The organism is Arthrobacter sp. 05T423, assembly GCF_056396245.1.
In genome coordinates this window covers 160,732-184,596 of the sequence record NZ_JBFTLC010000001.1, presented here as the reverse complement: position 1 = coordinate 184,596, position 23,865 = coordinate 160,732, and the positions used below count along the sequence as shown (strand labels likewise).

The following is a 23,865-nucleotide window of genomic DNA, read 5'->3' as shown; positions in this document are numbered from 1 at the left end:
ACCCCGCCGGTTTCCATCACCGAGTTCGCACCCAGGCCGTCACGGGCGGCCGCCCAATGAAAGGAATGTCATGAAGGCATTTTTGACCCGAAGGAAATCCCTTCTGGCAGCAGCATCCGCGGCCATCGCTCTTACACTGAGCGCTTGCGGCGGCGGCGGCACCGGGACCGGTTCCAACCCCACTCCGGTCGAGAAGCCCAGCTTCGCTGCAGGTACCACCATGGAAAAGCTCGCCTCGGCCGGCAAGGTGACCATCGGCACCAAGTTCGACCAGCCGCTCTTCGGCCAGAAGGGCCTGGACGGCAAGCCTGTCGGTTTCGACGTCGAAATCGGCAAGCTGCTCGCCGCCAAACTGGGCATCCCCGCCGACAAGATCGACTGGGTTGAGACCGTCTCCGCCAACCGCGAACAGTTCATCAAGCAGGGCAAGGTGGACATTATCGTGGCTACCTACACGATCAACGACAAGCGCAAGACCGAGGTCGACTTCGCGGGCCCCTACTACGAGGCCGGCCAGGCCCTGATGGTCAACAAGGACAACACCACCATCACCAAGCCTGAAGACGTCAAGGGCAAGAAGGTCTGCTCCGTGACGGGCTCCACCCCGGCATCGACCATCGTGGAGAAGTACGGTGCGGTCCTGGTTCCGGCGGCCACCTACTCCGCGTGCCTGGAACCGCTGCGCAACAAGCAGGTCGACGCCGTGACCACGGACAACGTCATCCTGGCAGGCTTCGTCAACAAGGAACCGGACGCGTTCAAGCTGGCATCCGAGGAGACCTTCACCAAGGAGCCCTACGGCATTGGCCTGAAGAAGGGCGACACCGAGTTCCGCAACTGGATCAATGACCAGCTGGAGGCCTTCGCCAAGGACGGCTCCTACAAGAAGGCCTGGGAGGACACCGCAGGCGCGGTCATCAAGACGGCACCGGAACTTCCGGCCATCGACCGCTACTAGGACGATCGTGGCGGTTATCGGGGGCTGTGCATTCCATGGCCTGCCGGTAACCGCCGCTTCCATTTTCCGCACATTCCCCTGAACGCAGCTAAAAGGATCCTATGGACGTCATCATTGAAAGCCTTCCCCAATACTGGGACGGCTTTCTCAGAACCCTGTTCCTGGCCGCCGTTTCCGGCATCATCGCCTTGATCGTGGGCACCCTCCTGGCCGCCGCCCGGGTCTCTCCCGTTGCTGCGCTCCGCGGCTTCAGCATGGCCTACGTGGAGGTGGTGCGTAACACCCCGCTGACCATCGCGTTCTTTTTCGCAGCGGTGGTCCTGCCCCGGCTGGGCGTGACGTTCCAGCAGTTCGAAGTCGCGGCGATCATCGCCCTGAGCGCCTACACCGCCGCGTTTATTGCTGAGGCGGTCCGCTCGGGCGTTAACAGCGTTCCCGTCGGCCAGGCCGAGGCAGCCCGCAGCATCGGCATGAAGTTCAGCCAGGTCCTGTCGCTGATCATCCTGCCGCAGGCCCTGCGCACCGTGATTCCGCCCCTGATCAACATCCTCATCGCCCTCGTCAAGAACTCCTCCGTGGCCGGCGCCTTCTACGTGCTGGAGCTCTTCGGCTACGGCAAGCAGCTCGCCAACGACCACGGCGACGCCGTCATGTGGGTCCTCGTGGGCGTTGCCTTCTTCTATCTCCTGATCACCGTGCCGCTGGGCTACCTCGCCCACCAGGTCGAACGAAAGGTGGCGATCGCCCGATGAGCTCGGTCCTCTACGACGTACCCGGCCCCAAGGCCCGCCGCATCTCGCTGATCGGCTCCTTGATCGGCGTCGTGCTGATCGCCGGCCTGCTGGCCTGGGCCCTGATGACCCTGGCCCAGCAGGGCATCTTCCAGGCGCAGCGCTGGGCGATCTTCGGCCAGGCGGACGTCTGGACGCTGATCGGCAACGGCATCGGCGCCACCTTGAGCGCAGCCGCGATCTCGGCGGTCATCGCGTTTCCGCTGGGACTGCTGCTGTGCCTGATGCGCATTTCAGACGTCGCGGGGATCCGGGTTCCCACCAGGATCGTGCTTGAGTTCCTGCGCGGCATGCCCGTGGTGCTGATGATGCTGTTCGTGCTGCTGGTCTTCGCCACCAGCTCGTTCGTCGCCGTGGTGGCCGGCCTGGTCCTGTACAACGCCGCCATCTTCGCGGAGATCATCCGGGCTGGCATCCAGTCCCTCCCCCGCGGCCAGCGCGAAGCGGGTTTGGCGATCGGCCTGACCAGTTATCAGTCCCGGCTGAGCATCGAACTTCCGCAGGCGGTCCGCCGCATGCTGCCGTCCCTCGTGGCGCAGCTGGTGGTCCTGCTGAAGGACACGTCGCTGGGGTACATCGTGGCCTACGGCGAGTTGCTGCGCGCGGTGCAGGTGATGGCGGACTTCCTGGGCCCGCAGTTCCTGTTCCCGGTGTTCTTCGTGGCCGCGGCCATCTACATCGCCATCAACCTCGCGGTGTCCCGGCTGGCCATCTGGATCGAGCGGCACGGGTCCAAGAAGGCCGCCGGCGGCGTGGCGAAGGCCCCCACCGCCGGTGTTTCCACTTTGGTTAAGTAGCCAACCAGAAGTACAAGAAAGGGTCCGCAGCCAACAGGCTGCGGACCCTTTCTGCGTTTTTGCGCTGCCAGTGCCCAGGACAGCGGGATCAGAACAACGGGATCAGGACAGCCACGTCTGCAGGGCCTGCAGGCAGGTCCGGATGGCTTCAGCTTCCACGTGTTCGTTGTCCTTGTGCGCCAGTAGCGCATCCCCGGGCCCGAAGTTCACGGCCGGAATGCCCAGTTCGCTGAAACGGGCGACGTCGGTCCAGCCGTATTTGGGCTTGGGCTCGCCGCCCACGGCGGCCACAAAGGACGCGGCGGCAGGGTGGTTCAGCCCGGGCCGCGCGCCGGCGGCGCTGTCCGTGCGGACCAGGTCGAACCCTGCCAGCAATTCACGCACGTGCCCTTCTGCCTGGTCGGGGGTCTTGTCCGGGGCAAAGCGGTAGTTGATCTCCACGACGCAGCGGTCCGGGATGACGTTGCCGGCGGTGCCACCGTGGATCTTCACCGCATTCAGGCTCTCGCGGTAGTCCAGGCCGTCCACGGTCACGGTCTGCGGGCTGTAGGCCGCGAGCCGTTCCAGGATCGGGGCTGCTGCGTGGATGGCGTTGCGGCCCATCCAGGCCCGTGCGGAGTGGGCCGCCTCGCCGGAGGTGGTGGCGTGGAATCGCATGGTGCCGTTGCACCCACCTTCCACAAGGCCGTCGGTCGGCTCGAGGAGGATGGCAAAGTCGCCGCCGAGGAGCCCGCCGTGGTTCCGCACCAGCCGGCCCAGCCCGCTCTTGACGGCCTCCACCTCCTCATGGTCGTAAAACACGAAGGTGACGTCCTTGCTCGGTTCCGCGCCGCCGTCGAACATGGACGCCGCCAGAGCGAGCTGGACCGCAACGCCGCCCTTCATGTCCGTGGCCCCGCGGCCGTACAGGACGCCGTCGCCCGGGACCCCCGACGGCCAGGTGGACGGGACCGTCCCGAGTGAGCCGTCCGTGACCGGCAGCGGCACGGTGTCCAGGTGGCCGGCCAGAATGACCCGCTCGCTCCGGCCGAGGTTGGTCCGGGCGATGATGGAGTCGCCGTCACGCACCAGCTCCAGGCCGGGCAGCTGGCGGAGGGCCGCCTCCACGGCGTCGGCAAGCTGGCGCTCGTTGCCGGAGACACTGTCGATGTCGATCAGTGCAGAGGTCAGCAGTGCCACGTCCTGGCGCAGGTCAAGGGTTACGGGGGCTGTTTCGGCAATCACCATCCCACTGTATCCCGCACCCGCGCATCCCAACCCGGTGGCAGCTCAGGCCGTTCCCGGCGCCGGAAACCCCCTCAAATGCGACTCAGCTGGCACGCCGCCGGTTTCGGTGCGTGCACCTCGTCTCGATAGACTTGGCCCATGACTGAAACCGCTTCTTCCGCCGTGCCCGCTGCCCAGACACTGCCCGACGAATCCCGTTCGGCCTATGGATTCGGTGTAGCCACCATCGCCACGCGGAACGGCGAAGCCACGGTCCTGGATACCTGGTTCCCCGCCCCCGCCCTCGGGGCGGCCGCCGAAAGCCTCCGTGCCGTGGAAAACGCCGATGAAACCCTGACGGACATCGCGGCGGCCGGCACGGACGCCGACCGCGGCACCGAGCAGAAGGTGGTGTTTGTCCAGATCAACCTGGACGAAGCCCCGGCGGACACCGCCGACGCCTATCTGCGCCTGCACCTCCTCTCGCACCGTCTGGTCCAGCCCAACAGCATCAACCTGGACGGCATTTTCGGCAAGCTCCCGAACGTCGTCTGGACCAACTTCGGCCCCTGTGCCGTGGACGGGTTCGAACTGACCCGCGCCAAGCTGCGCAAGCGTGGTGCGGTCACCGTCTACGGCGTGGACAAGTTCCCGCGCATGGTGGACTACGTCGTCCCCGCGGGCGTCCGCATTGGCGACGCCGACCGCGTGCGCCTGGGTGCCCACCTCGCCGAAGGCACCACGGTCATGCACGAGGGCTTCGTGAACTTCAACGCCGGCACGCTGGGGACTTCCATGGTTGAGGGCCGCATCTCCGCCGGTGTGGTGGCCGGAGACGGCACCGACGTCGGCGGCGGCGCCTCGATCATGGGCACCCTCTCCGGCGGCGGCAAGGAGAAGGTCTCCCTGGGCCAGCGCGTCCTGCTCGGCGCCAACTCCGGCGTGGGCATCAGCATCGGGGACGATTCCGTGGTGGAGGCCGGGCTGTACGTCACGGCAGGCACCCGCGTCCGGCTTGCCGGACCCAAGGACGCCGACGGCGAGGACACCAGCAAGATCGTCAAGGCCGTGGAACTGTCCGGCGTGCCTAACCTGCTGTTCCGCCGGAACTCCACCACCGGTGAAGTTGAGGTCCTCCCCCGCAAGGGCCAGACCGTGGAACTGAACGACGCCCTGCACGCCAACTGACCGCGCCGCAACTGACCGTGAGGACATAGCCGGCACGCCACTTATCCGGGCGTGCCGGCGGATTGCTGGAGTAACCACGTGACACGCAGACGCAGGCTGCGCGGGGCTGCCATCGCCGGCCTCTCCCTCGTCCTGGTCGCGGGCGGCATCTACACCGCGGCCACTTTGCTGCAGCGCTCCGAACAGCTGATTACGGAGCAATGCACCGCCACCGTCGGCTCACAACGGGCGGACCTGGCCACCGACCAGGCTGCGAACGCGGCGCTGATCACGGCCGTCTCGGTGCGCCGCGGGCTGCCGCCGCGGGCAGCCAGCATTGCCCTGGCCACCGCCATGCAGGAGTCCAAGCTCCGGAACATTGGCCACGGCGATCTTGCCGGTCCGGATTCCCGGGGGCTTTTCCAGCAGCGCCCGTCCCAGGGCTGGGGCACGCAGGAACAAATCATGGACCCTATCTACGCCACGAACGCGTTCTACGATGCACTGGTGAAGGTGCCCGGCTATGCCACGCTGGACATCACCGACGCCGCCCAGCGGGTCCAGCGTTCCGCCTACCCGGCGGCCTACGCTGAGCACGAGGCGATGGGGCGGTCCTTCGCCTCGGCCCTGACCGGCGAGACCCCGGCCGCCCTGGACTGCACCCTCCGCGCGCCGGACACCGCCGGCGACCCTGCGGCCCTGCTCAAGGAACTGGATGCCGCCTACGGAAGCATGCCCACGGCGGCTTCCGGCCAAACGCTGGAGGTCGAGGTCAGCGACAGCTATGCCTGGTCCGTGGCGCACTGGGCGGTGGCGAACGCCAAGCAGTTTTCGGTGGAACGCGTGGACGTGGACGGAAAGCGGTGGGACAGGAAAGACCGCAACGGGTGGCAGAACGCGCCGGGCTCCGGCGGCCGGGTGGTCATCACCCTGGCCAAGGCCGGGTCCTGAACCCGGCGTCCTACACGAGGATCTCCACTACCGGCTGGACGTAGCTGCGGAACATCTCGGGCTGGGACAGCAGCTCGTGGCTCATGATGATCTTGTCCGGCTCCAGGTACCACGCCCGCTGCTCATCCAGCGGCAGCTCGATGATCGTCAGTGCAAAGTCCCGCGAGTCCCGGCCCACCTCCAGGAGCCGGTCTTCCACGATGTCTTCAAGCAGGTGCGCGGAGCCTCCGGCCACGCGTTCGGCCTCCAGCTCGGCGTACTCCGCCCGCCGCTCCCTTGCCCAGGTCAAGGCTGCCCCGAAGTGCGCCTGCAGGACTTTGCGCAGCGCGGGCGAGTTAGCGAAGGACCGGAACCCCGGGGGCGACAGCTCCGGTGACATCTGCGGGTGGGCCTTCAGCAGCTGTTCCCACCAGGCTTCCCACTCCGTTTTCAGGGCGCCGATGCCACCCACTTCGGCGGTGAGGTGGGCATGGTCCACCTGGCGGACCTTCGGTGCGGCATGCGACAGCGCCGGAAAGCCCGCGCCGTCGAGCCCTGCAACATCACGTATGTAGAGGGCAATGAGCATGGGCCCCGACGTGTCCATAGTGATTCGCCATCCTGGACCGCCTGTGTGCTGCATGCGCATGCCTCCTTGGCATCTCGATTTCCACCCCGTTGTGCCGGCCACCCGCTCTCCGGCTTTCAGTCTATTCCCCCAGCCCGGGGAGGTTAATGGCTGGCGCCGACCCTCCTGCGGAGGCCCTCGACGTGGGATTGGAGCACGTCGCGGCACATTTCCGGCGACATCCAGCCAGGCTGCAGCAGGGCGTGCATGGCCAGCCCGTCGAGGGTCGCCAGCAGGTGTTCGGCCGCAGTCACGAGCTGGGATCCGGCATCGTTCCCCACGGCGCGGTCCCGGCCCACGGCGTGGTCCCGGTCCGCGACGTCGTCCCCGCGGAGGAGCCGGGTAATGACCTGGCCGACGACGGCGGCCACTGCCCGGTGGCTCCTGTCCGCCTCTGCGGACAGGAAGGGCCGGATCCGCGCCGCGTTCTTGAACGCCAGCCAGGCACATGCGTCCAGGGCGCGCTCTTCGTCCAGCGGCAGGAATTCGCCCAGCAGTGTTAATACCGCGCGGCTTTCCTGGGCTTCATCGGTTGCCAGCTCAAGCGCGGACAGTGCGGCTTCCAGGCGGGCCAGCACGCGGTCCGAGACGGCGGCAAAGGAGTAGGCCAGCAGGTCCTCGCTGCCGGCGAAGTAGTGCCGCACGGAGCCCACGGCGAGGCCTGCCTCATCCGCCACTTCACGGAGGGACGCTCGCTCCAGGCCGTCCGTGGCAATGATTCTGCACACGGCGCCAACGATTTCCTGCCGGCGCTGCCCGGCGTCCACGATTTTCGGCACTCTTGTTTTTAGCACGGGTGTGCTCCGAAACCGCGGCGGCGCGGCGGTCCGGGCTTGAGTCGGTTCGTGGTTAAAGCGCGACGGCGGCCGCCCMCCGGAAAGGTGGGCGGCCGCCGTCGCACTTGGGATTTAGCGGGCGGGGTACTGCCGCTCGGGCTCTCCTGTGTAGAGCTGCCGCGGACGGCCGATCTTGGTGTTGGGATCGTTGATCATTTCGCGCCACTGGGCAATCCAGCCCGGCAGGCGGCCGATGGCGAACAGCACCGTGAACATCTTCTCCGGGAAGCCCATGGCCTTGTAGATCAAGCCGGTGTAGAAGTCCACGTTCGGGTACAGCTTGCGCTGGATGAAGTAGTCATCGCCGAGGGCCTTCTCCTCCAGCCGCATGGCGATGTCCAGGAGCTCGTCGTGGCCGCCGAGCTTGCTGAGGACCTCGTGCGCGGTGGCCTTGATGATCTTGGCGCGGGGATCGTAGTTCTTGTAGACCCGGTGGCCGAAGCCCATCAGCCGGACGCCGTCTTCCTTGTTCTTGACCTTCTCCATGTAGTCCTCGGGCTTGACGCCGTCGGCCTGGATCTGGCGGAGCATCTTCAGGACCGCCTCGTTGGCACCGCCGTGGGCCGGGCCGAACAGGGCGTTGATGCCTGCAGACACGGACGCGAAGAGGTTGGCGTTGGAGGAGCCCACCAGGCGCACCGTGGAGGTGGAGCAGTTCTGCTCGTGGTCCGCGTGCAGGATGAGGAGCAGATCCAGGGCCTTGACCACTACCGGGTCCAGCTCGTACTGCTCTGCCGGCAGGCCGAAGCTCAGGCGGAGGAAGTTCTCCACGAGGTTCATGGAGTTGTCAGGGTACAGCATCGGCTGCCCGATGGACTTCTTGTGCGCGTAGGCCGCGATAACGGGCAGCTTCGCCATCAGGCGGATGGTGGAGACCTCCACCTGCTCGTCATTGAACGGGTCCAGCGAGTCCTGGTAGAACGTGGACAGCGCGGACACGGCCGAGGACAGCACGGGCATCGGGTGCGCGTCGCGGGGGAACCCTCCGAAGAAGCCCTTAAGCTCCTCGTGCAGCAGGGTGTGGCGGCGGATGTTCTGGTCGAAGTCGTCCAGCTCGGCCGGCGTCGGGAGGTTGCCGTAGATCAGCAGGTACGAGACCTCCAGGAAGCTGGAGTGCTGGGCAAGCTGCTCGATCGGGTAACCGCGGTACCGCAGGATGCCTGCGTCGCCGTCAATGTAGGTGATGGCCGACGTGGTGGCGGCCGTGTTCATGAAGCCGGGGTCAAAGGCAACGGCGCCGGTCTGCTTCAGTAGCTTGGAAACGTCGTAGCCTTCGTTTCCCTCAACAACCTTGATGCGCGGGAGTTCGAGCTCGCCGCCTGCGTGGCGCAGGATCGCACTGGTGGTCTCAGTTGCGCTGGTGGTCTCAGTCATGGAGTCCCCTTCATGAGGCCTCGTGGCCTCTCTAGAAAGCTTGATCCAACATCAGGTGAGCCGCGCGGGATCCCGCACGGCGGGACGTCCAACGGCCGTGCTGCCTTCTTGTAGAAAGCCACCATTGATAGTCAGTTAAAAACTACCGCCACTTGCGGGCTGCCACTAATCCGGGAGCGCCGAATTATCCCAAAAACGGGCCAGTTGTGGCGCGAGTCACACGATTGTTACGGGCCACGGAGCGTCAAAGTCACCCCTCACTCAGGACCCCGGGGGCGGAACCCGGCCAGACCGCCGGGAAACCGGCTAGGCCAGGCGCGCCACCGCGGCGTCGATCCGTTCGTCGGCCCCGGTGAGGGCCACCCGCACGTAGCCGTGACCCGCGTCGCCGTAGAACAGGCCCGGACCCACCACGATCCCCCGCTCCGCGAGGCGGGCAACAGTGTCCCAGGTGGCTTCACCGGCCGTGCACCACAGGTACAGGCCGGCGGCGGACTCATGCAGCGTCAGCCCGAAGGCCTCGAGCGCCGGCAGAAGCCGCTCGCGACGTCCGCGGTACAGGTCCTTCTGCGCAACAACGTGTGCGTCATCGCCGAGGGCCACGCGCATGGCTTCCTGCACCGGGTACGGCACAATCATGCCCGCGTGCTTGCGGCTGTTGACCAGGTTGGCCATCAGGGCCGCGTCCCCGGCGACGAAGGCCGCCCGGTAGCCGGCAAGGTTGGACTGCTTGCTCAGCGAATACACGGCAAGGAGCCCGTCGTGGGAGCCACCGGCGACGCGCGGATCCAGGATGCTCGGAACCGCCTGTCCACCGCGCTGCAGGTCCCACTCGCCCCAGCCCAGCTCGGCATAGCACTCGTCGGATGCGACCAGCGCGCCGATTTCGCGGGCCTGGTCAACGATCTTCTTCAGGGAGGCGGCATCCCGGACGCTGCCGGTGGGGTTGCCAGGTGAGTTGACCCAGACCAGGCGGACCTTGGCCCGGGTCGCTGCGTCCAGTTCGTCCAGATCATCTGCCGCCACCGCGGTGGCACCGGCGAACGTGGCCCCGATGTCATAGGTGGGGTAGGCAACCGTGGGCCGGACGACGACGTCGCCGGTCTTGAGGCCCAGCAGGAAAGGCAGCCAAGCCACGAGTTCCTTGGAGCCCACGGTCGGCATAACGGCACGGGGATCGAGCCCCTCCACGCCGCGGCGGCGGGCGAACCAGCCGGCGATGGCCTCCCGGAGCGCAGGCGTGCCGTGGACCGTGGGGTAACCGGGTGCATCTGCGGCCGCCTTCAGGGCGTCCTGGATGACCGGCGGCGTGGGGTCCACGGGGGTGCCGATGGACAGGTTGACTGCCCCGCCGGGGTGTTCAGCCGCTTTGGCGAGGTACGGCGCCATCGCTTCCCACGGGTAGTCGGGCAGGCTTAGGCCGAAACTGCGCACAGCTGTAGTCACGAAGGGGTCCGCCTCAGTGGTCCTGGTTCTGCGGCGGGAGCGCTGCAATCATCGGGTGGTCCTTGCCGGTGTTGCCCACCTTGGCGGCGCCTCCCGGGGAACCGAGGTCGTCAAAGAACTCGACGTTCGCCTTGTAGTAGTCGGCCCATTCCTCGGGGGTGTCATCCTCGTAGTAGATGGCTTCCACCGGGCAGACGGGCTCGCAGGCACCGCAGTCGACGCACTCATCGGGATGGATATAGAGGGAGCGTTCACCTTCGTAGATGCAATCGACGGGGCACTCCTCAATGCATGCCTTGTCCTTAACATCTACACACGGCTGCGCGATTACGTACGTCACGTCCCTTGCCTCTCCACGTTGATTCCCGGCGACTGGCCGGTTGCTGCATCCGGCTGCATGCCGGGCTGTCCACTTCAGAGCCTATTATCTCCCAGGCCCGTCCCGCGAACGAAGCGGCGCGTCATACTCCGGACGCGTCATACGATGAACCGGTGAGCCTGACAACACCAACGCCCCGGCAGTTCCTGGCCGCAGCCCCGCCAGGAACGCGCGTGGTGGTGCGTTACAGGATCGACGGCGGCTTGACGGATGCGCTGGGAGACCTCCTGGAGTGCGGCGAAAGTGAGTGCACCGTGCGGACCCGCAGTACCGTCGTCGCCATTGCCCTTGACCGGGTGGTGGCCGCCAAGCAGGTGCCGCCGGCACCTCCGCGGCGGGGTCCACGGCGGGCGCCGGCGGCCTGAGCATCAGGCCGGCTCAGTCCTTGGCTGCACGGCCGGTAACTTCCATCACCTCCCCCGGAAGCGTGCGCATCCTTCGCAGTGGAGAGAACACGACCGGGGCGGTGGCCAGGAAACTGCCGGCGGCTCCGATCAGCATGGTGGGCACCAGCCCAAGGTTTTCACCAAGAAATCCCGACGCGAGGGCAGCCAGCGGCATCACGCCCCACACCGCAAACCGGATGGACGCGTTCATGCGGCCGAGCAGCCGGGGCGGACAAACGCGCTGGCGCATGCTGAGCTGCACGATGTTGTACACGAGGACGCTGAAGCCAAACCCGAATTCCGAGACCAGCAGCAGGGCCAGCGAGGCTGCGGACTCGGAGACAATTCCGGAGAGCGGCACCAGGAGCAGGAATACCGAGCTGAACACGGCGCACACGGGAATCACTGTGCCCTCGCCGATCCGGGCGGCGAGCCTCGGCGCCGCGACTGCTCCCAGCAGCCCGCCTGCGGCGCCCACGGCCATGATGAGGCCCATGCCCTGCGGCCCGAGCCCGAGGTTGCGCAGCACCAGCAGCGGCATCAGCGTGAAGATCAGCATGCCTGAAAAGTTCATTCCCCCGGTGCAGGCCGCGATGCGGCTGATGAGGGGGTGCCTGACGACGAACTGCAGGCCTTCCCGGATTTCCGCAGCCAGTGGCCGGCGTCCGGCAGCCGGCGTCCGTACCTCCGCATCACGTGTCCGGGCCAGAAACAGGGCCGATAGCAGGTAGCCCGCGGATTCCCCCACGAACAGCACGGGAGCGGAGACGAGCGCCAGAAGCCAGCCACCCGCAGCAGGGCCGCCGATGCGCGCTATCTGCGCAGTGGCCTCCAGCTTGGAGTTGGCCTCCCGCACCAGCCGGGAATCCACGAGGACCGGAACATAGCTCTGGTAGGCGACGTCGAAGAACACCGTGGCCGTTCCGGCGGCCGCCGCGATGAGGTAGAGGTGCCAGATCTGCAGGTTGCCGCTCCACCACAGGACTGGCACCACGGCCATGGCGGCCATCCGTACCAGCTCGGCCGTGATCATGGTTTTCCGCTTCAGCCAGCGGTCCACCCAGGCCCCGGCCGGCAGCCCGACGGCCAGGAACGCCGCCAGGCCAGCCGCGTTGAGCACGCCCACCTGGACCTCTGAGGCGGACAGCATCGTGACCGCCAGTACGGGGAAGGCCAGCTGGCCCAGCTGCGCCCCGAACTGGCCCAGGGCCTGGCCGGCCCAGAAGGTGGAAAAATTGCGGTCCCGCCACAGCGATGCTTCTTTCGGCTTCGCGGCAGTGGATTCGGCAGTCACGGCTTCAGTTTCAGCCACTGATTGGCATATGTCAATCAGTCATTGCTCGTTAGACTTGCGTCTATGAATTCCCCGCCGGAGAGCGACGAGGCAGACCTGGTGGCCAAGGGCCGCGCGCTGAGTTCGCCGCTGCGGCTGAGGATTCTCCGGCTGTGCCTTCACCAGTCGCGGACCAACAAGGAGATCGCCGACCTGCTCGGCCTGAATCCCGCCTCCAGCCTCCACCACGTCAGGACCCTGGTGCGCACGGGGTTTCTGCTGGCCGAGGAGCGCCGGAAGGGGCGGCGCGGAGCCGCGGAGGTGCCGTACATCGCCAGCCGCAAGTCCTGGAGCACTCCGGTGGACAATGTCGCGCCGATTCTCATCGAAACGTTCCTGCAGGAGACCCGCGACCTTGCGCCCGAGGACATCGAGGTGTGGCGGCTCGGCGTGAAGTTCAACGCCGCCCGGCGGGAGGAAATGCTGGGCAAGCTCCGGGCCGTCGTCGAGGAGTACATGGCGCTTCCCGCGGACGACGACGGCGAGGCCACCTCACTCATGATTGCCCACCACCGGGACCCAACCGCTGATTAGCCGCCCGGCCGCTGCCTCCCGGCGCTGGCACCGCCAGGCGTCTGGCTGTACCGCCGGCACCAGGCCAGCATCGCGACCGTGACCACCACGATCCCGTAGACCCAGATGCCTCCGGCCAGGTCGCCGGCGATCAACCGCTTGCCTGGCTCCATCCCGGACCACCAGCCGGCCAGCGCATAACAGAGCCCGCCGCACACCGCCGTCGGAATCAGCGTCCGGAACGCCGCCCCGAGGAACAGCTGAAGTGACGCCAGCAACAGCAGCGCCGCGACTGCACCCAGCGGCAGCGCGGCGCCGGCGGCAGCAAATTCCTGGCGGTGCAGTGCGGTTCCGGCCATGGCTGCAAAAAGAGCTGCCGGCACAGCGGCGGCCAGGCCGCCTGCCATGCCGGCAGCTCTCTTGTTCACAGTTCCAGTTCCCTGCGGGAGGGCGCCGTTATGCCTTGGCGCGGGCGCGGTTGGCCTTGGCGCGCTCGTTGGTGTCAAGGATGACCTTGCGGATGCGGATGGAGTCCGGGGTAACCTCGACGCACTCGTCCTCGCGGGCGAATTCGAGGGACTCTTCGAGGGTCAGGTCGCGCGGCGGCGTCAGGTTCTCGAAGGTGTCCGAGGAAGCTGCACGCATGTTGGTGAGCTTCTTTTCCTTGGTGATGTTCACGTCCATGTCGTCGGCGCGCGAGTTCTCGCCCACGATCATGCCTTCGTAAACCTCGGAGGTGGGCTTGACGAAGAAGGAGCCGCGCTCCTGCAGGTTGATCATGGCGAAGGGGGTCACCACACCGGCGCGGTCGGCCACCATGGAACCGTTGGTGCGGTACTCGATCGGGCCCGCCCATGGCTCGTAGCCTTCGGAGATGGAGGCTGCGATGCCGGCGCCCCGGGTGTCCGTGAGGAACTTGGTGCGGAAACCGATCAGGCCACGGGCCGGAACGATGAATTCCATGCGGCACCAGCCGGTGCCGTGGTTGGCCATGTTGGTCATGCGGCCCTTACGGGCAGCCATGAGCTGGGTGACGGCGCCGAGGTATTCTTCCGGCACGTCGATGGTCATGTGCTCCATCGGCTCGTGGATCTTGCCGTCGACGGTCCTGGTAACAACCTGCGGCTTGCCCACGGTCAGCTCGAAGCCTTCGCGGCGCATCTGCTCCACGAGGATGGCCAGCGCGAGCTCGCCGCGGCCCTGGACTTCCCAGGCGTCGGGACGCTCGGTGGGGAGAACCTTGATGGAGACGTTACCGATCAGTTCCTTGTCCAGGCGGTCCTTCACCTGGCGGGCCGTGACCTTGGCGCCCTTGACCTTGCCGGCCAGCGGGGAGGTGTTGATACCGATGGTCATCGAGATCGCGGGATCGTCAACGGTGATCAGGGGCAGCGGCTGGGGGTTCTCGACGTCGGTCAGGGTCTCACCAATGGTGATCTCCTCGATGCCGGCGACGGCAACGATCTCGCCCGGGCCGGCGGACTCGGCCGGAACGCGCTCGAGCGCCTTGGTGGCGAGGAGTTCGGTGATCTTGACGGTCTTGAGCTCACCGTTGGCACGGGCCCAGGCAACCTGCTGGCCCTTGCGGAGGGTGCCGTTGTAGATGCGCAGCAGGGCGAGACGGCCCAGGAACGGGGAGGCGTCCAGGTTGGTGACGTGTGCCTGCAGGACACCTTCCGGGTTGTAGGTCGGAGCCGGGATGTGCTCGATGATCGCGCTGAAGAGCGGCTCGAGGTCCTCATTCTCCGGGGCGGTGCCGTCAGCCGGCTGCTCCCGGGAGGCCCGGCCTACCTTGGCGGCGGCGTAAACCACCGGGACGTTGAGGATTTTGTCCAGGTCAAGGTCGGGAACCTCGTCCGCGAGGTCGGACGCCAGGCCCAGGAGCAGGTCCATGGACTCGTGGACAACCTCTTCGATGCGGGCGTCGGGGCGGTCAGTCTTGTTGACCAGGAGGATCACCGGCAGGTGTGCGGCGAGGGCCTTGCGGAGGACGAAGCGGGTCTGGGGCAGCGGGCCTTCGGACGCATCCACGAGGAGAACGACGCCGTCCACCATGGACAGCCCGCGCTCCACTTCGCCGCCGAAGTCGGCGTGGCCGGGGGTGTCGATGACGTTAATGGTGATGGTTTCACCGTTGGAGGACGGTCCGTTGTAGGCCACCGTGGTGTTCTTGGCCAGGATGGTGATGCCCTTTTCGCGCTCCAGGTCACCGGAGTCCATGACACGGTCTTCAAGGTGGTTGTGCTCGGCAAAGGAGTTGGTCTGCTTGAGCATGGCGTCCACAAGGGTGGTCTTGCCGTGGTCAACGTGGGCCACAATCGCGACGTTGCGCAGGTCACTGCGCACTGCAGTTGCTACCGCGGTGTTGGTGGTGGTTTCAGACATGCGTTATTGCTCGATTCAGTGGTGAAGTCAGCTGTTGTATCGCGACATTTCCAACCGGAACGCACGACGGATCAGACCCTTAACACAGGGCACCTACTGCCAGTCTAAACGCTGAGCCTATTATTGGCCTAAAACGGGAGCCCGCGCCCGAGCCCGCCCCCGTTACCAAATCGTGAATCCGCCGGGGCGTCATGTGGACAATTTCACTGGCTTTTCCGAAAGTGATCCACCACTATTGCATAGACCACTTTCGAACAGGCCAGGAGTCCACGGATGTTACAAGGCTCGACGCGGGCCCTCCTGATTGGCCCGGTCATCGCCGCCTGCGTGTTTTTGGCCGGGTGCGGCGCAGCAATGGAACCGGCGCCAGGTGCCGGATCGGCCACGCCGGCGGCCCCGCGCGCCGCCGCTCCGGTGGCCGCACCGGGTGAGGCCGTGGCCGCCGGTTCGGCGGTTATCAGCGATCTGGGGGCCGCCGTCGACCCGGCGAACCTCCCGGCCGGAGCGCTGTACCGCAATCCGGCCAACGGCCGGGACGAGGTGATCGTGGGCAACATCTCCCACACCGCACTGCTGATCGGTGACTCGCAGTCCGAGCCGCAGGCCAGCTGGCCGCGCCGGGCCCTCGCCGGGCTGGGCTACGACGTCTTCTTCTGCGGCAAGGGCGGCACCGGCTACGTCGCCTCCAACGGCACCACCGGCAACTTCGTCGATGCGCTGCAGCGCGGCGACTGGCACCTCCCCTACGGTTTCCCGCCGCTGGTGGTCATCGAGGGCGGCGGCAACGACGCGAAGCAAGGCGCCAGCAACGAGCAGATCTCGGCCAACGCCGACCGGCTCATCACCACGATCAAGCAGCGGTACCCGGGTGCGAAGCTGGCCATAGTGGGAACCCTGGGCAAGGGAGCGGACCACGGCCGTGGCCGCCGCGCTGAGGTGGACGCCCTGCTGGGGACCGTCGCCGCGGACCACGGCATTCCGTTCGTCAGTGTCGGGGACTGGCTCACCCGTTACGGGCTGGAGGCGCAGCTCAAGGACAGCGTCCATATGAACGACGACGGCCACCGCGCCCTGGGTGCGTTGCTGGGCGACAGGCTCGCCAGGCTGGGGCTGGCACTGCCCTAGGCTCGGGTGCTTTTTAGCCACGAAGCCGCAGTACGAAGGGAGCCGGTGGCCGCCTTTTGGCGGTCACCGGCTCCCTTCGTACTGCTTAATACCCGGCTATTCGGTTCCGGTGGCCAGCAGCTGTGCCCGCAGTTCCCGGCGTTCGCGCTGCCTTTCCGGATCCGGCAGCGGCACGGCGGCCAGCAGCCGCTGCGTGTAGGACTCCTTCGGGTTGCGCAGGATCTGGTCGCGGGAGCCCTGCTCCACGATGCGGCCGCGCTGCATGACGCAGATGCGGTCGGCCAGCACGTCCACGACGGCAAGGTCGTGGGTGACGAAGAGGCAGGCGAACCCCAGCTCGCGCTGGAGGTTCTGGAACAGCTCCAGGACCTTGGCCTGCACCGACACGTCCAGCGCCGACGTCGGTTCGTCAGCCACCATGAGTTTCGGCTTGAGCGACAGTGCCCGGGCAATGCCGACGCGCTGCTTCTGCCCGCCAGAGAGTTCATGCGGGTATCTGTTCCGGTAGTTCCGCGGCAGCTCCACCTGGTCAAGCAGGGCCTCGATGCGCTTCTGCAGGTCGGCGCCCTTCGCCACCCCGGCGAGGTACATCGGCTCGCCGATGCTTTCCCCGATGGGCAGGCGCGGGTTCAGGGACGAGGACGGGTCCTGGAACACCATGCCGATGTGGCGCCGCACCTTGTGCAACTGCTTGCCGTTCTTCTTCGCGGCGGAGATGTCCTCCCCCACCACGCGCATCGTTCCGGCAGCGACCGGCAGGAGGCCGACGGCGGCACGCCCGATGGTGGTCTTGCCCGATCCGGATTCCCCCACGAGGCCCACCACCTGCCCGGGGTAGATGGCCAGGTTGGCGCCCTCGACGGCGCGGAATGCGGGCACGCGGCCCTGCTTCGGATACTCGATCGAGACGTCGGTCAGCTCCAGGACAGGCTCCCCCGCCGGTCCCCTGGATTCGGCGGCAGCCAGGGCTGCCGCGTTCTCCCGCTCGCGGCGGACCAGTTCATCGCGGTCCACGGACTCGAGGTCGGCATGGGTGGCGGCGGCCAGGGCCGCAGTCACATCCACGTCCGGCGCCGTGTCGGTTCCGCCCTGGCCCAGGTGCGGCACCGCTGCAAGCAGCGCCTGTGTGTACGGGTGCTGCGGGTTGTGGAAGATCTGTTCCGCGGTTCCGGTCTCCACGATGAGGCCCTTGCGCATCACTGCGATCCGGTCGGCCAGGTCCGCCACGACTCCCATGTCGTGGGTGATCAGGACGACGGCGCTGTCCAGCTTGTTGCGCAGGTTCCTCATCAGGTCCAGGATCTCTGCCTGCACCGTGACGTCCAACGCCGTGGTTGGCTCGTCAGCGATCAGCAGTTTGGGGTCACAGGACAGCGACTGCGCGATCATGGCACGCTGCCGCTGGCCGCCGGAGAGCTGGTGCGGGTACGACTTGAAGGCCTTCACGGGGTCCGGCAGCTCCACCAGCTCCAGCATCCGCAGCGCACGTTCCTTGGCCTGGTCCGGTGAGACTTCGTTGTGCAGCCGCACCGTCTCGACGATCTGGGCTCCCACCGTGTAGACCGGGTTCAGCGCCGTCATGGGCTCCTGGAAGATGACCGCCACGTCCTTGCCCCGGACGTTGCGGATGTTCGCGGCATCCGCACCCAGCAGCTCCTTGCCGGAGAGCCTGACGCTGCCGGACACCCTGCTGTTGCTGGGCAGCAGGCCGAGCAGCGCCATGGAACTGGCGCTTTTACCCGAGCCGGATTCGCCCACGATGGCCAGCACCTCGCCGGCGCGGACCTCATAGTTAAGGCCGACGGCGGCCGGCACCCACTTTTTTTCCACGCCGAAGTCGACGCTGAGGTCGCGCACTTCAAGGACGACCGAACCCTTAGCGTCTGCCCTGCGCCGTCGGATGCCGGGCTCGATGGAGTTTGGCTCCAGCGGGTCCGACGACGGGCGGTCAGGGGTGATGTAGTCAGACATGTTGGGGTTTTCCTTCCACCCGGGCCCGCGGGCCAGCTGAGATTAGTGCTGCGGCCGGGAATACTGAATTATTGGGGGCATGAGCACTCTGCCGCATGCCGGAAACGCCGCAATCTTCAAAGCGCGCACCAACAAATGGTTTGCCGGATTTTCGTGGCTCGTGGCGGCCGCCGGGCTGGCCGGCCTCGTCGTGGCGGGCGGATTTCCAGCCCTGTCCGGTGCCGCGCCCCTGTTGCTCATCGCCTACCTGGGCTGGCTGCTGTTCTGGCGACCCGCCGTGGTTGTCCACGACGCCGGCGTCACCATCGAAAATCCGTTCCGCTCCATCACGGTGCCGTGGGCGGCGCTGGTGCAGGTGGACACCCGCTACGCGCTGACCCTCGTCACTCCGGGACGAAGCTACGGGGCCTGGGCGGCCCCCGCTCCCGGTATCTGGGGCGGACGCAACGCCCGCCCCGAGGACCTTCGCGGACTGCCGGACAGCACGTACGGGCCGGGGAACTCCGTCCGCCCCGGCGACTTGAAGACCACTGACTCGGGACAGGCCGCGCAGCTGGTCCGTGCGCGCTGGCAGCGGCTGGTCGAATCGGGGCTCCTGGATGCCGGAGCAGCCGAGACCACCCCCGTCGGCGTGAAATTCCGTTGGCGCGAGGCAGCAGTAACCCTGCTCCTTATCGGGCTCAGCTACTGGAGCGTGGCCGTCCTGTAAGCGGGGCCCGGGCTTCGCCCGCCCGTCGCGTCGCAGCAGCACGTCAGGCTCCCCTGTCCCCGCCGGAGGTCCGGCCATCATCGGCCTCGCTGCCCAGTGCCGTCACGGGCGCCGCCTCCGCAACGGCGGTGTCCTTTGCCTTCTTGGAGTTGAACTTCTTTTGCCGCGGGTCAAAGGCGTCCCGCAGGCCGTCACCAATAAAGTTGATGCTCAGGCAGATGAGCACGATGAACAGGCCAGGGAACCAGAACAGCCAGGGACGGGTGGCGAAGGCTTCCTGGTTCTGGGAGATGAGCAGGCCGAGCGAGGTGTCCGGGGACTTCACCCCGACGCCCAGGTAGCTCAGGGCCGTTTCGGTGAGAATCGCCGCCGACATGGTCAGCGTGACGTTGACGATCAGCACGCCCACGGCGTTGGGCAGGATGTGCTTGAAAATGATCCGGGCGTTGCTGGCCCCGGAGATGCGCGCCGCGTCCACGAACTCGCGTTCCCGCAGGGAGAGGAACTCGCCGCGCATGAGCCGCGCCAGGCCCACCCAGCTAATCAGTCCGAGGAAGATGCCGAGGGCCAGGACGCCGTTGCTGCTGGCGAAGGCTGCAAACCAGCTGCCCTCATCGCGGCGGCCTGCCAGCTGCGCCATGACGGCGGCGAGGAGCAGCGCCGGGACGATGATGATGACGTCGGTGAGGCGCATCAGGACGGCTTCCATCCAGCCGCGGAAGTAGCCGGACAGCGCCCCGACCACCACGCCGATCAGGCCGGCGATCAGGCCGATCACCACCATGATGGTGATGGACTGCTGGGCGCCGCGCATGGTCATGGCGAACAGGTCGCGCCCGATCCGGTCCTGGCCGAAGGGGTGCTCGCCCCAGGCCAGCGGCCACAGGGATGCTGTGGGAGTGCCGTCATTGACCAGCGGCGAGACGTCTTCGTGGGTGTACTTCCACCAGCCGGGGATCCCGGCATAGCCCACGGAGGTGAAGGCCATGACGAAGATGATGGCGAAGACGGCAAGGCCGACGATGGCGCCGGAGTGGCCAAGAAACCGCTTGCGGACAATCTGGCCCTGGCTCAGGCCGCGGGCTTCGGAAACAGGCTCGATGCCGGCAGCTTCCTGCCGCAGGCCGGCCTCCTCCGCCATGATCTCGTCCTGCTGACTGGGCTGGCTCATGCTTTCACCCTTACTCGTGGATCCAGTGCGGAGTAGGCGAGGTCCGCGATGAGGTTGAACGCCATGGCTGTTATGGCGACGCAGACGAAGACACCCATGACGGGGTTGGGGTCAACGTGCTGGATTCCGTCAAGGAACAGGAATCCCATGCCCCGGACGGAGAAAACCGTCTCGGTGATGACTGCGCCGCCAATCAGGCCGCCGATGTCGAAGGCCACGATCGTGGCCACCGGGATCAGGGCGTTCCGGAACGCGTGGCGCATGACCACAGTCCGTTCCGACAGGCCCTTGGCCCGGGCCGTCCGGATGTAGTCCATGTTCATGATCTCCAGCATGGAGGCCCTGGTAAACCTGGTGTAGCCGGCGAGCGAGATGAGGATGAGCGCGGTGGTGGGCAGGATGAGGTGGGTGAAGGAATCGAGTCCGAGGATCCAGAAGTCGCCCTCGATGTTGGGCGTGCCCGCGCCGATGGTTGCGATCGGCCGCCCCCGGACCCGGCTGTTGTTAAAGTACGCGGGCCAGGCCTGCATGAAGCGGTCCAGCATGATGAGGAAGCCCACCAGGAAGGACGTAATGGCAGCAGCGCGCATGGACTGTCCGCGGTCGTAGCCGCCCATCACGTAGCCGATGGCGAGGCCGACCAGGACCGCGGCAAGCGCCAGCAGCACGATCATCAGGAACGTTGCCTGGTTCAGCAGCGGCTGAACCACGAAGTAGAGGACCACCCCCACGCCCGCGGCGATCAGGGCGGACTGCAGTGCTTTGCGGTTCCGCAGGCCCGCTGTCAGCAGGGTAACGGCAAACGCGATGCCCGCCCCGGCGATGGCGATCACCACGGGGCCGAGGCCTGGAGTCTTGAACCACTGGGTCACGGAGAAGTAGATGAGGACGGCAGCGACGGCGGCGAAGACGATGCCGCCCGTGAGCACCCTGCGCCTGGCGTCACCGCCGGCCACGATCAAAGCCACGGCGCCGAGGACCGCGCCGACGCCGAGCGAGACCGGCAGGGGTATCTCCGGGTTCCGGAGGAAGTTGTTGAAGCCGATGGCGCCAAATTCCTTGAGCAGGACGGCGACCCAGAAGATCGGCAGGGAGAAGAACAGGAAGGCCATGAAGGTCACGCCGTAGTCCAGGGTGCTGTACTGGCGCAGCGCGGTGATGATGCCCAGCGTGATGCCCACGAGGATGGCCAGGACGGCGGCCCCGGTAACCAGGGTCAGTGTCTGAATGAGTGCGTGGCCGAGGGCGTCCGTGATGGGCTGGCCGGCGATATTCTTACCCAGATTGCAGGATCCGGTGAAGGGCACCAGACACTGGGCTGCGCCGCCGAGCCATTTGAAATAGCGCACCGGAGCAGGTGTATCGAGATCCAGCAGCGCGGATCTGGAGTCCATGAGCTGCTGCTTGTTCGGCGCGCTGCTGGCGCGGAACTCTGCAAGCGGATCGCCCGATGCCGCGGTCAGCAGATACACCAGGAAGGATGCGCCCAAAAGGATGAGTGCGGCGGTGACTAGCCGCCGGACTATGTAGGTCACCATTGTGATAGAACCTCAGGATTCGGGCCCGGGGATTGCCCGGACCGGTCGCAGGTTTGGCGGTACCTTATTGCTTGTGCTGCCAACACAGGCACTGCCGGGAGATGGCGCCGCAAGGCGCCGGGACCGTGGTGCATGGTCCCGGCGCCTCAACTAGCTTGTTAATCTTCGTGGCGCGGACTTACTTCTCGGCCCACTCCCAGAAGTTCCACCAGACGCCTGTCTGGTTCGGCATGAACTTCACGCCGGTTATGCGGTCGCTGTAGGCGTCAACACCAACGGACTGGAAGAGCGGGAGGCCGTAGGCCGAATCCCAGATCTTCTTGTCTATCTGCTTGCTGAGGTCGGCCTGCTTACTGCGGTCGGTGGTCACAATGAGTTCGTCCATGAGCTTGTCGGCTTCAGGATCGCTGAACTTGTTGAAGTTGGAACCGTTGCCGGAGCGGAAGATCTGCGGCACGCCGGAGACTCCGACGCCCGGGTTGATCCAGCCGAAGATCGTGGCGTCGTAGCCGCCCTTGCCGAGGGCCTTGCCCCAGTCAGAGGCGCCAAGTCCGCCGTCGACGATCTTGAAACCGGCCTTGGTTGCTGACTCGCGAATGAGCGAGAACGCGTCCACCCGGTTCGGGTTGTCCTTGTTGTACATGATGCGGACCTCGGGGGTCGCCCCGTTCAGGAGCTTCTTGGCTCCGTCAACATCCGCATCCTGGTAGGACGAGGAGCCGTTAGCCTTCACGGAGTCGTTGTAGGCCGGCTGCGCGGGAACGAACAGCTGCGAGTCCAGGGGCTTTGCCTGTGGATCGAGCTTCTTGATGATCTTGTCGACGATGTCCTTGCGCGGCACCGTCTTCATGAAGGCCTCACGGACGTTCTTGTCCGCGAACGGTCCCGAGTAGTTCAGGTCGATGTGGTCATAGGAGAGCTGGTTGCCCTGGTCCACAGTCACGCCCTGGCTTTCCAGAGCCTTGAGCTGGTCCAGCGTGTCAGCCGAGGCCTGCGGCGCGATGATGTCAGCCTCGCCGTTCTTCAGGGCCTGGACCTGGGCCGGGGAGGAACCGATGTAGCGGACGGTGATCTCGTCCAGCTTGGCCTCCGGGCCCCAGTTGTAGTCCTTGTTGCGGACCATGGTCAGGGACTGGTCCTGGTTGATGCTCTGGACTACGAACGGGCCGTTGGACAGGAACAGGCTCGGATCGCTCGGCAGGGTCTTGGAGTCGAAGCCGGTGTTCCACATGTCGGACATGGTCTTGAGCTTGGCATCAGGGGCCTTGGGCGCCTTGGCATCGCCGCGGGGCAGGCTCTTGAGGTGGTCGATGAAGGCCTGCGTGTCTGCGAGGCCGGCCTTCTTGGCCAGGACGTGCGCCGGTATATCAATGCCCGGTCCGCCCAGCGCGATCTCCCAGTCAGCGAACGGCTTGGAGTACTTAATGGTCATGGAGCGGTTGTTGTCGCCAATTTCAGGGAAATCAGTGAGGCCGAGACCCGTGGAGTCGCCGGCGTACGAGAAGTAGGACGTTCCCGTCTTGCCCTCGGCGTCAGCGTCGTTGTAGTACCCGGAGAAGGCTGCCCACTGGAGGAGCAGGTCCGCTGCGGTGACGGGCGTGCCGTCCGACCACTTCACACCCTCGTTGATGGTGTACTTCACGGTCAGCGGGTTGTCAGACGTCTTTTCCATCTTGCCGAATTTGTCGTTGTGGACGACGTTCAGCTGGTTGTCGATGTAGTAGAACCCGGAGTGTGTGGCGTAGCTGACCTTCGAGTTGATGTCAGTGTTGCCATCGGCCGTGTTGGGGTTGAACGTGTTGAACGCATTTACCTCAACTACAGTGGCTGTTCCCCCCTGCTTGCCGGCCGCATTACTGGACGGGGTTGTCCCGCCATTGGTGCTCGCGCAGGCGCTGAGCGCCAGTGCAGCCGCGGCTGCAACGCCTACTGCTTTGGAAATACGACTGAATCGCATTCCGCCTCCTATGTTTCTGTGAGTGTGGAAAGGACCTTCGCTGTGGGCGCCGGCCAGACCCGCTACATCCCCCCAGTGAGATGTGGCGAGTCTCACATGACAAGTAGCCTAGACCCGAACGCGCGGGCTGCGGTCCGAAAGTTGTCCCTCAGTAAAGGTTGTTACCGAGATGCAACCAAGCTGTTGGCGGGCGAAAAGCCCGATCCATTTTTCCTTGACGCTCTGCTGCACTGAGAGTCATGGGGCAATCACACAAAAAGCCCCG

General features: G+C 66.1%; 22 protein-coding genes. 9 read left to right on the top strand and 13 right to left on the bottom strand.

From position 1 onward, the window contains the following. The first annotated feature begins 70 nt into the window (after positions 1-70). From AC1DFE_RS00925 to AC1DFE_RS00915, 3 genes are all read left to right on the top strand, one after another. Positions 71-958: a glutamate ABC transporter substrate-binding protein gene (locus AC1DFE_RS00925; protein ID WP_476904052.1), complete on the top strand. Its 888-nt coding sequence runs from the start codon at positions 71-73 to the stop codon at positions 956-958. Positions 959-1,059: 101 nt separating this feature from the next. Further along, the gene (locus AC1DFE_RS00920) at positions 1,060-1,710 is read left to right on the top strand and encodes an amino acid ABC transporter permease (protein WP_476904051.1); all 651 of its coding nucleotides are present in this window, start codon (positions 1,060-1,062) and stop codon (positions 1,708-1,710) included. Then, entirely contained in the window at positions 1,707-2,546 is an 840-nt protein-coding gene (locus AC1DFE_RS00915; protein WP_476904050.1) for an amino acid ABC transporter permease, read from the top strand. The genes AC1DFE_RS00920 and AC1DFE_RS00915 overlap by 4 nt, the downstream gene beginning before the upstream one ends. A 102-nt stretch (positions 2,547-2,648) precedes the next feature. Here AC1DFE_RS00915 and dapE read toward each other — a convergent pair whose 3' ends face one another. Beyond that, complete coding sequence (dapE, locus tag AC1DFE_RS00910; RefSeq protein ID WP_476904049.1) at positions 2,649-3,773, bottom strand: succinyl-diaminopimelate desuccinylase; 1,125 nt, start codon at positions 3,771-3,773, stop codon at positions 2,649-2,651. Positions 3,774-3,911: 138 nt separating this feature from the next. Between dapE and dapD the strand changes: the two genes are divergently transcribed. Continuing rightward, positions 3,912-4,940 carry a 2,3,4,5-tetrahydropyridine-2,6-dicarboxylate N-succinyltransferase gene (gene dapD, locus AC1DFE_RS00905; protein ID WP_476904048.1) on the top strand — a complete coding sequence of 343 codons (1,029 nt, stop codon included), beginning with the start codon at positions 3,912-3,914 and terminating at the stop codon, positions 4,938-4,940. Positions 4,941-5,018: 78 nt separating this feature from the next. After that, on the top strand, positions 5,019-5,870 hold the full coding sequence (locus tag AC1DFE_RS00900) for a hypothetical protein (RefSeq protein WP_476904047.1): 852 nt from the start codon (positions 5,019-5,021) through the stop codon (positions 5,868-5,870). A gap of 10 nt (positions 5,871-5,880) precedes the next feature. On the opposite strand, the gene AC1DFE_RS00895 is transcribed toward AC1DFE_RS00900, so the two are convergent. From AC1DFE_RS00895 to fdxA, 5 genes are all read right to left on the bottom strand, one after another. After that, positions 5,881-6,492: a hypothetical protein gene (locus tag AC1DFE_RS00895; RefSeq protein WP_476904046.1), complete on the bottom strand. Its 612-nt coding sequence runs from the start codon at positions 6,490-6,492 to the stop codon at positions 5,881-5,883. 89 nt (positions 6,493-6,581) lie between these two features. Then, positions 6,582-7,256: a TetR/AcrR family transcriptional regulator gene (locus AC1DFE_RS00890; protein ID WP_476904045.1), complete on the bottom strand. Its 675-nt coding sequence runs from the start codon at positions 7,254-7,256 to the stop codon at positions 6,582-6,584. Positions 7,257-7,385: 129 nt separating this feature from the next. Next, positions 7,386-8,687 carry a citrate synthase gene (locus AC1DFE_RS00885; RefSeq protein ID WP_476904044.1) on the bottom strand — a complete coding sequence of 434 codons (1,302 nt, stop codon included), beginning with the start codon at positions 8,685-8,687 and terminating at the stop codon, positions 7,386-7,388. A 306-nt stretch (positions 8,688-8,993) separates the two neighbouring features. Further along, positions 8,994-10,133: a succinyldiaminopimelate transaminase gene (gene dapC / locus AC1DFE_RS00880; RefSeq protein ID WP_476904043.1), complete on the bottom strand. Its 1,140-nt coding sequence runs from the start codon at positions 10,131-10,133 to the stop codon at positions 8,994-8,996. A gap of 13 nt (positions 10,134-10,146) precedes the next feature. Further along, positions 10,147-10,473: a ferredoxin gene (gene fdxA / locus AC1DFE_RS00875; protein WP_026265673.1), complete on the bottom strand. Its 327-nt coding sequence runs from the start codon at positions 10,471-10,473 to the stop codon at positions 10,147-10,149. Positions 10,474-10,625: 152 nt separating this feature from the next. On the opposite strand from fdxA, the gene AC1DFE_RS00870 reads away from it, so the two are divergent. Continuing rightward, the gene (locus tag AC1DFE_RS00870) at positions 10,626-10,877 is read left to right on the top strand and encodes a putative acetyltransferase (protein WP_476904042.1); all 252 of its coding nucleotides are present in this window, start codon (positions 10,626-10,628) and stop codon (positions 10,875-10,877) included. A gap of 13 nt (positions 10,878-10,890) precedes the next feature. Here AC1DFE_RS00870 and AC1DFE_RS00865 read toward each other — a convergent pair whose 3' ends face one another. Further along, positions 10,891-12,192, bottom strand: coding sequence for an MFS transporter (locus AC1DFE_RS00865; protein WP_476904041.1), 1,302 nt, complete (start codon positions 12,190-12,192; stop codon positions 10,891-10,893). 63 nt (positions 12,193-12,255) lie between these two features. On the opposite strand from AC1DFE_RS00865, the gene AC1DFE_RS00860 reads away from it, so the two are divergent. Beyond that, positions 12,256-12,765 carry a helix-turn-helix domain-containing protein gene (locus tag AC1DFE_RS00860; protein WP_476904040.1) on the top strand — a complete coding sequence of 170 codons (510 nt, stop codon included), beginning with the start codon at positions 12,256-12,258 and terminating at the stop codon, positions 12,763-12,765. Here AC1DFE_RS00860 and AC1DFE_RS00855 read toward each other — a convergent pair. Beyond that, on the bottom strand, positions 12,762-13,172 hold the full coding sequence (locus AC1DFE_RS00855; RefSeq protein ID WP_476904039.1) for a hypothetical protein: 411 nt from the start codon (positions 13,170-13,172) through the stop codon (positions 12,762-12,764). The genes AC1DFE_RS00860 and AC1DFE_RS00855 overlap by 4 nt on opposite strands. 28 nt (positions 13,173-13,200) lie before the next feature. Further along, a complete protein-coding gene (gene typA, locus AC1DFE_RS00850; protein ID WP_476904038.1) occupies positions 13,201-15,129 on the bottom strand; it encodes a translational GTPase TypA in 1,929 nt (642 codons plus the stop codon). A 273-nt stretch (positions 15,130-15,402) separates the two neighbouring features. Between typA and AC1DFE_RS00845 the strand changes: the two genes are divergently transcribed. Beyond that, positions 15,403-16,254: an SGNH/GDSL hydrolase family protein gene (locus AC1DFE_RS00845; RefSeq protein ID WP_476904037.1), complete on the top strand. Its 852-nt coding sequence runs from the start codon at positions 15,403-15,405 to the stop codon at positions 16,252-16,254. Between the two features lie 96 nt (positions 16,255-16,350). On the opposite strand, the gene AC1DFE_RS00840 is transcribed toward AC1DFE_RS00845, so the two are convergent. Next, the gene (locus tag AC1DFE_RS00840; RefSeq protein ID WP_476904036.1) at positions 16,351-18,225 is read right to left on the bottom strand and encodes an ABC transporter ATP-binding protein; all 1,875 of its coding nucleotides are present in this window, start codon (positions 18,223-18,225) and stop codon (positions 16,351-16,353) included. A 79-nt stretch (positions 18,226-18,304) separates the two neighbouring features. Between AC1DFE_RS00840 and AC1DFE_RS00835 the strand changes: the two genes are divergently transcribed. After that, positions 18,305-18,934: a PH domain-containing protein gene (locus tag AC1DFE_RS00835; RefSeq protein ID WP_476904035.1), complete on the top strand. Its 630-nt coding sequence runs from the start codon at positions 18,305-18,307 to the stop codon at positions 18,932-18,934. 43 nt (positions 18,935-18,977) lie between these two features. On the opposite strand, the gene AC1DFE_RS00830 is transcribed toward AC1DFE_RS00835, so the two are convergent. The 3 genes from AC1DFE_RS00830 to AC1DFE_RS00820 all read right to left on the bottom strand — a co-directional run bounded on the left by AC1DFE_RS00830 (position 18,978) and on the right by AC1DFE_RS00820 (position 23,600). Beyond that, entirely contained in the window at positions 18,978-20,105 is a 1,128-nt protein-coding gene (locus tag AC1DFE_RS00830; RefSeq protein ID WP_476904034.1) for an ABC transporter permease, read from the bottom strand. After that, positions 20,102-21,643 carry an ABC transporter permease gene (locus tag AC1DFE_RS00825; RefSeq protein ID WP_476904033.1) on the bottom strand — a complete coding sequence of 514 codons (1,542 nt, stop codon included), beginning with the start codon at positions 21,641-21,643 and terminating at the stop codon, positions 20,102-20,104. Before AC1DFE_RS00825 ends, AC1DFE_RS00830 begins: the two co-directional genes overlap by 4 nt. A gap of 178 nt (positions 21,644-21,821) precedes the next feature. Beyond that, on the bottom strand, positions 21,822-23,600 hold the full coding sequence (locus AC1DFE_RS00820; protein ID WP_476904032.1) for an ABC transporter family substrate-binding protein: 1,779 nt from the start codon (positions 23,598-23,600) through the stop codon (positions 21,822-21,824). Positions 23,601-23,865: the final 265 nt, after the last annotated feature.